The organism is Micromonospora yasonensis (genome assembly GCF_026013475.1).
GTDB lineage: Bacteria > Actinomycetota > Actinomycetes > Mycobacteriales > Micromonosporaceae > Micromonospora > Micromonospora yasonensis.
The window spans coordinates 1-6,433 of sequence record NZ_JAPDPH010000315.1 but is presented as its reverse complement, the minus strand read 5'-3'; the positions used below and the strand labels follow the sequence as shown (position 1 = coordinate 6,433).

Genomic DNA, 6,433 nt, shown 5'->3' with positions numbered 1-6,433 from the left:
GCCGAGGCGCACCACAGCTCGAGGGCCGCGCCGGCGACGGCGAAGCGCCGCGCCGGGCCGGCCTGCGCGGTCGGCGCGGCGATCAGTCCCACGCCCGCGCCGCTGGCCAGGGCGCTGCCCGCGAAGATGGCCGGCAGTTCCGGGTACGCCTCATGCCAGGACGGCACCGCCGTGTCGGCGAGCAGCACGCCGGTGTACGTGGCCAGCGCCGGCGCGGTGACCGCGGCGACCAGTCCGGCGGCCTGCCCGGCCGGGGGCAGCAGCCTCCGCCCGAGGCCGAGCAGGCCCCGTTCGGGCAGCCAGGGCGCGGCCTCGGCGACCGCGGCGACCCCGGCGGCCGGGCCGAAGGTGCTGAGAATCCAGGTGCCCATGCTCATCGGCGAGGTCGGCTTCGCCACCCGCAGCATGTGGTGGAACCGGCTCGGCTTGCCCAGGTCGTGGACGAGGAAGTACGCGCTGGCGGTGACCGCCGCGAGGGAGGTGAACCGGCCGGCGCGGCGCAGCGCCGGCCGGCCGGTGAGCTGGCCGCCGGCGGCCAGCAGCGACGAGCCGGCGGCGAGGCCCCCGGTGAACAGGTAGGCCGCGATGTCCCACTTCCACACCGGCGCCTTCAGGATGGGCCGGCCGTAGTAGGAGGTGAACTCGGCCGGGGGCACGTTCAGCTGCTCCCCGCCGCCCCCCTTGCCGCCGCGCCGGCGAGGCCGCCCGGCCGGCGCGACGTCACGCGGCGGGTACGGGGCCAGCCCGGTGTCGTGCGCGCCGCGGTCGGTGCCGGCCGGCCCCGTGCCGGTGGCCCGGCTGCCCTGCTCGTCGCCGGCCGCGACCGGCCCGGCGCCGTTGCGCCGCCCGGCGAGCGGCCCGCCGCCGTTCAACCCCGGCAGGGTTGTGCCCGGCTCCCGGCGTACGGGCGGGGTCGGGGTGACCTTCGGGCCGTGGCCGGCGCGCCGGCCCGGCCCGCCGAGGCGTTCCGGCCCCTCGGCGGCCAGCCGCTCCCGGAAACGGCGGAACAGGTCGCCCACCGGGCGCTCCGCACTCACGATGAACCTCCGACGAACGCGGCGACGGCCGCCGCCGCCATGGCCAGGGCGGCCAGCCCGGCCCGCTTCCACATCTTCGGCAGGTCCCGGGTGGTGACCACCGGGTCCGGCGGCAGGCCGTACACCTCGGGCTCGTCGAGGAGCAGGAAGAACGCGCCGTCGCCGCCGACGCCGTCGGTGGGGTCGTGGCCGTAGAGGCGAGCCTCCGGCACCCCGCGGTCGTGCAGCTGGGCCACCCGCGTGGCGGCGCGTTCCCGCAGCTCGTCCAGCGGGCCGAACTGGATGGACTCGGTCGGGCAGGCCTGCGCGCAGGCGGGGGTCATGCCGGCGCCGAGCCGGTCGTAGCAGAGCGTGCACTTCCACGCCCGGCCGTCGCCCTTGCGCTGGTCGATCACCCCGTACGGGCAGGCGGAGATGCAGTAGCCGCAGCCGTTGCAGATGTCCTCCTGCACCACGACGGTGCCGAACTCGGTGCGGAACAGCGAACCGGTCGGGCAGACGTCCAGGCAGGCGGCGTGGGTGCAGTGCTTGCAGACGTCCGACATCATCAGCCAGCGGAAGTCGGTCCGGGTCTCGGCGCCAGTGGCCCGGCCGGGCGGCTGCGCGCCGGGCATGCCGAGGAACTCCGGCCCGGCGGCCATCCGCGCGGCGGCCTCCGGCCGACCCGTGGGCAGGCCCGGGGCGGTGCCGGTGTCGGTCTCGGTCCCGGCCGCCGTGGCGGCGCTGGCCGGGCTGGCCGCCGGACCGGTCGGGTTCCCCTCGAACGGCGGGGTGCGGTGCCCGGCCGGGCGCGGCTGCTCGACGAAGGCGACGTGCCGCCACGAGTTGGCGGTCAACGCGCCGGTGTTGTCGTACGACATGCCGAGCAGGTCGAAGCCCGAATCGGGGACCGCGTTCCACTCCTTGCAGGCGACCTCGCAGGCCTTGCAGCCGATGCAGACGCTGGTGTCGGTGAAGAAGCCCATCCGGGGGCCGGCGTCGGCCCAGCCGGCGTCCGGGGCCGGGTCGAGCGGACCGTACAGGCTGTTGGCCTCGATCATCCGACCTCCCGTTCGGACGCCTCGGTGGTGACGATCGGCGGGCGGCCCCCGGCCAGCCCGGCCCGACGCCGGTAATCGCCCACGAGTTCGAGCAGGGCCGGTCCCGTCGGCCGGCGGCCGGGCCGGATGTCACACGTGCCGACCTTGCTCTCCTGGATGAGCACGTTCGGGTCCAGGGTGATGCCGAACAGGTCGTTGACCGAGTCGCCGGTGACGATCCCCTCCCGCCCGAAGTGGTACGGCAGCCACACCTGGTGGATCACCCGCCCGTCCAGTCGCAGCGGGGTGAGCCGGTCGGTGACCAGCACGCGGGCCTCGATCGCCGCCCGCCCGCTGACCAGATGCGCCCAGCCGAGGTGCGCCAGGCCGAGCTCGCCCGCCAGCTCCGGGGAGACCTCGACGAACATCGCCGGCTGGAGTTCGGCCAGCCGCGGCACCATCCGGCTCATCCCGCCGGCGGTGTGGTGCTCGGTGAGCCGGCTGACCGTGAACACGTACGGGTAGACGTCGCTGTGCGCCTGCGGCGGGCTCGGGTTCACCGAGTTCACCGGGTTGTCGTAGACCTTGCGGGTCGGGTTGGCCTGCTGCCCGTACAGCGGGTTGCGGATCGGGGACTCGGCCGGCTCGTAGTGCGTCGGCATCGGTCCGTCCTGCAGCCCGGTCGGCACGTACAGCCAGCCCTTCCCGTCGCCCTGCATGATGAACGCGTCGTCGCCGGCGAGCCCCTCGACACCGGTTGCCCCCTCCGGCGGCTGGTACGTGGGCGGCTTCTTCTTCTCGAAGTCCGGCACGTCGTAGCCGGTCCACTCGCCCCGGTCGGCGTCCCACCACACGTACTTCTTGCGTTCGCTCCACGGCCGGCCGTCCGGGTCGGCCGAGGCGCGGTTGTACAGGATGCGACGGTTGGCCGGCCAGGCCCAGCCCCACTCGGCGGCCACCCAGTCCTGGTCGCGCCCGGGCTTGCGCCGGGCGGCCTGGTTGACCCCGTCGGCGTACACGCCGGTGTAGATCCAGCAGCCGATGGCGGTGGATCCGTCGTCCTTGGCCTCGGTGAACGCCGACAGCGGACGGCCGGTCGCCACCTCGTACCCGTTGATCTCCCGCAGGACCGCCTCCGCGCTCGGCTCCACCAGGTCGCCGTGCGTGGGGTAGTCCCAGGTGAGGTCGTGCACCGCCCGGTCGCGGGGCTGGTCCGAGGCGGCCAGCTTCTCCCGGATGATCCGGCCGAGGTGGAAGAAGAACCACAGCTCGGAGCGGGCGTCGGCCGGCGGGTCGAGCGCCTTCTCCCGCCACTGGAGCAGCCGCTGGGTCTGGGTGAAGGTGCCCTCCTTCTCCACGTGCGAGGCGGCCGGCAGGAAGAACACCTCGGTACGGCACTCCTCCGGCACGATCTCGCCGGTCTCCACCTCCGGGCTGTTCTTCCAGAACGTCGCGCTCTCGATCATGAAGAGGTCGCGGACCACCAGCCAGTCCAGGTTCGCCATGCCCAGCCGCTGGGCCTTGCCGTGCGCCGAGCCGACCGCCGGGTTCTGGCCGAGCAGGAAGTATCCCTTGACCTTGCCGTCGATCATGTTCAGCACCGTCTGGTACGTCCCGTGGTCGCCGGTCATCCGGGGCAGGTAGCCGTAGCAGAAGTCGTTCTCCGGCGTCGCCGCGTCGCCCCAGTACGCCTTGAGCAGGCTCGCGCCGAACGCCCGGGCGTCGTCCCAGAAGCCCTTCTGGCCCGGGTGCCGGATGCTGTCCACCCAGTCGGTGAAGGTGGTGTGGTCGGTGTAGTGCGGCATCGGCAGATAGCCCGGCAGCAGGTTGAACAGCGTCGGGATGTCGGTCGAACCCTGGATGCTGGCGTGGCCGCGCAGGGCGAGCACGCCGCCGCCGGGGCGCCCCAGGTTGCCCAGCAGCAGCTGGATGATCGCGCCCGTCCGGATGTACTGCACGCCCACGCTGTGCTGGGTCCAGCCCACCGAGTAGATCAGCACCCCGGTGCGCTCGCGGCCGGAGTTCTCCGTCCACGCCCGAGCCAGCTGCAGGAACTTGGCCTGCGGGATGCCGCAGGTCCGCTCCACCATCTCCGGCGTGTAGCGGGAGAAGTGCCGCTTGAGGAGCTGGTAGACGCAGCGCGGATGCTGCAAGGTCTCGTCCCGCTGGACCTGGCCGCCGACCGGCATGCCGTGCGACTCGTGGCGCAGGCCGGCCGCCGTCTCCCGCTCCTTGTGCGTGTTGCGGTCGCCGGAGTTCTCCTCGTGGCCCGCGTACTGCCAGCTGCGCTGCCCGTACGTGAAAGTCTTCGGGTCGTAGCCGGAGAAGAGGCCGTCCAGGTCCTCGGTGTCGACGAACTCGTCGCTGACGATGGTCGCCGCGTTCGTGTAGGCCAGCACGTACTCCCGGAAGTCCAGCTCGTTCTCCAGGATGTAGCGCACGATGCCGCCCAGCAACGCGATGTCGGTACCCGCGCGGATCGGCAGATAGGTGTCGGCCAACGCGCTGGTACGGGTGAACCGGGGGTCGACGTGGAAGACCTTCGCCCCCCGCCGCTTGGCCTCCATCACCCACTGGAAGCCCACCGGGTGGGCCTCGGCCATGTTCGAGCCCTGGATGATGACGACGTCAGCGTTCGCGACATCCTGCTGGAAGACCGTCGCGCCACCGCGACCGAAGCTGGTCCCCAGACCGGGGACGGTGGCGGAGTGTCAAATACGCGCCTGGTTCTCGATCTGTAGGGCGCCCAACGCCGTGAAGAGCTTCTTGATGATGTAGTTCTCTTCGTTGTCCAGCGTGGCGCCACCGAGGCTGGCGATGCCCAGAGTGCGGTTCAGCGTCCGCCCCTGCTCGTCGGTGTCCTCCCAGGTGGCGTCGCGCGCCGCGATCACCCGGTCGGCGATCATGTCCATCGCCGTGTCGAGGTCGAGGTCCTCCCACTCGGTCGCGTACGGCCGCCGGTAGCGGACCGTGGTCTGCCGCAGCGGACTGGTGACCAGGTTCTTGCTGGCGGAGCCCTTCGGGCAGAGCCGACCGCGGGAGATCGGGCTGTCCGGGTCGCCCTCGATCTGGGTGACCTGACCGTCCTTGACGAACACCCGCTGCCCACAGCCCACCGCACAGTACGGGCAGACCGAGCGGGCCATGCTGTCAGCGGTCTCGGTACGCGCGGTCAGGGCCGCCGAGCGGGCCGACTGGGCCGCGGCGCCCCGGCCGAGCGGATCGGTGCCGGTGAGCTGCCGGTAGACCGGCCACCCCGCGATGAAGGTCTTCAGCCCCATCCCGGAACACCCCCTCCCCCGCTGACGGAAGCTGACCTTCTGAACATTAGGCCAGCCGCCGGGCGCCCGCGACTCGAGCGGCGGATCAGATCAACGTTTGAACCGTCAGCGGCTGGCAATGAGCCGCCCATGCCAGGGACCCGCGGATGACCCCGGTGCTGCTGGTAGTGGCGAAGGCCCCGGTGACCGGCCTGGTCAAGACCCGGCTCTGCCCGCCCGCCACCCCGGACGAGGCCGCCGACCTCGCCGCCGCCGCGCTGCTCGACACCCTCGACGCGGTCACCGCCACCCCCGGCGTGACCCCGGCCATCGCCCTCGGCGGCGACCTCGGCCGGGCGGTGCGCCGTGCCGAACTCGCCCGCGCCGTACGCGGCTGGCACCTGCTCGACCAGCACGGTGGCACGTTCACCGAGCGGCTGATCGGGGCGCACGCCGACGTGGCCGCCCGCTTTCCCGGCTGCCCGGTGTTGCAGATCGGCATGGACACCCCGCAGTTGCGCTGGCCGGTGCTGGACCGGGCCGTCCGCCGGCTGGCCGGCACCGCGGCCGCCCTGCTCGGCCCGGCCACCGACGGTGGCTGGTGGGCGCTGGGGCTACGCGACCCGCGGCAGGCGGAGGCGCTGCGCGGGGTGCCGCTGTCGCGCGGGGACACCGGGCTGCGGGTGGTCAGCCTGCCGCTGCTCACCGACGTGGACACGATGGCGGACGCGGTCGCCGTCGCGGCGGCCACCCGGCGCGGCCGGTTCGCCGCGGCCGTGGCCGCGGTGCTCGCCCCCGCCGGACCGGCCTGAGCCGGGGGTACGCGCAGAAACAGCGCCGCCCGGCCCCTTGTGGGAGCCGGGCGGCGCTGGGCGTCGGTGTGCAGGTCGCCTCTCGGCGAGTGGCACGACGCGGCTCCAGCCGGACGGTATTCCGCGAAGGCAAATTGGGTGAGGCCCGGGGACACTGGACACACCGACGCTCTGCACAACGGTACGGGGCCGGCCGTTCTTCCGCCGGTGTCCGTGACCGCTGTCACCCCCTGTTCTCAGCACTCGACAGAGACGCCGCTGGCCGGCACCCCTGTTCACGGGGTGCCGGCCAGCGGTCATGTTTC

General features: G+C 73.2%; 4 protein-coding genes. 1 reads left to right on the top strand and 3 read right to left on the bottom strand.

Annotated elements, in window-relative coordinates; translation table 11 throughout:
* From nrfD to fdh, 3 genes are all read right to left on the bottom strand, one after another.
* The coding region (gene nrfD / locus ONA70_RS36775) for an NrfD/PsrC family molybdoenzyme membrane anchor subunit (protein ID WP_319959552.1) at positions 1-1,037 on the bottom strand (1,037 nt) is incomplete at its 3' end.
* A complete protein-coding gene (locus ONA70_RS33835) occupies positions 1,034-2,077 on the bottom strand; it encodes a 4Fe-4S dicluster domain-containing protein (RefSeq protein WP_265010554.1) in 1,044 nt (347 codons plus the stop codon). The genes nrfD and ONA70_RS33835, both read right to left, overlap by 4 nt.
* Complete coding sequence (gene fdh / locus ONA70_RS33830) at positions 2,074-5,337, bottom strand: formate dehydrogenase (RefSeq protein WP_265010553.1); 3,264 nt, start codon at positions 5,335-5,337, stop codon at positions 2,074-2,076. The genes ONA70_RS33835 and fdh overlap by 4 nt, the downstream gene beginning before the upstream one ends.
* A 146-nt stretch (positions 5,338-5,483) precedes the next feature.
* Here fdh and ONA70_RS33825 point away from each other — a divergent pair, with 146 nt between their 5' ends.
* Positions 5,484-6,128, top strand: coding sequence for a TIGR04282 family arsenosugar biosynthesis glycosyltransferase (locus ONA70_RS33825; RefSeq protein WP_265010552.1), 645 nt, complete (start codon positions 5,484-5,486; stop codon positions 6,126-6,128).
* Positions 6,129-6,433 lie beyond the last annotated feature (305 nt).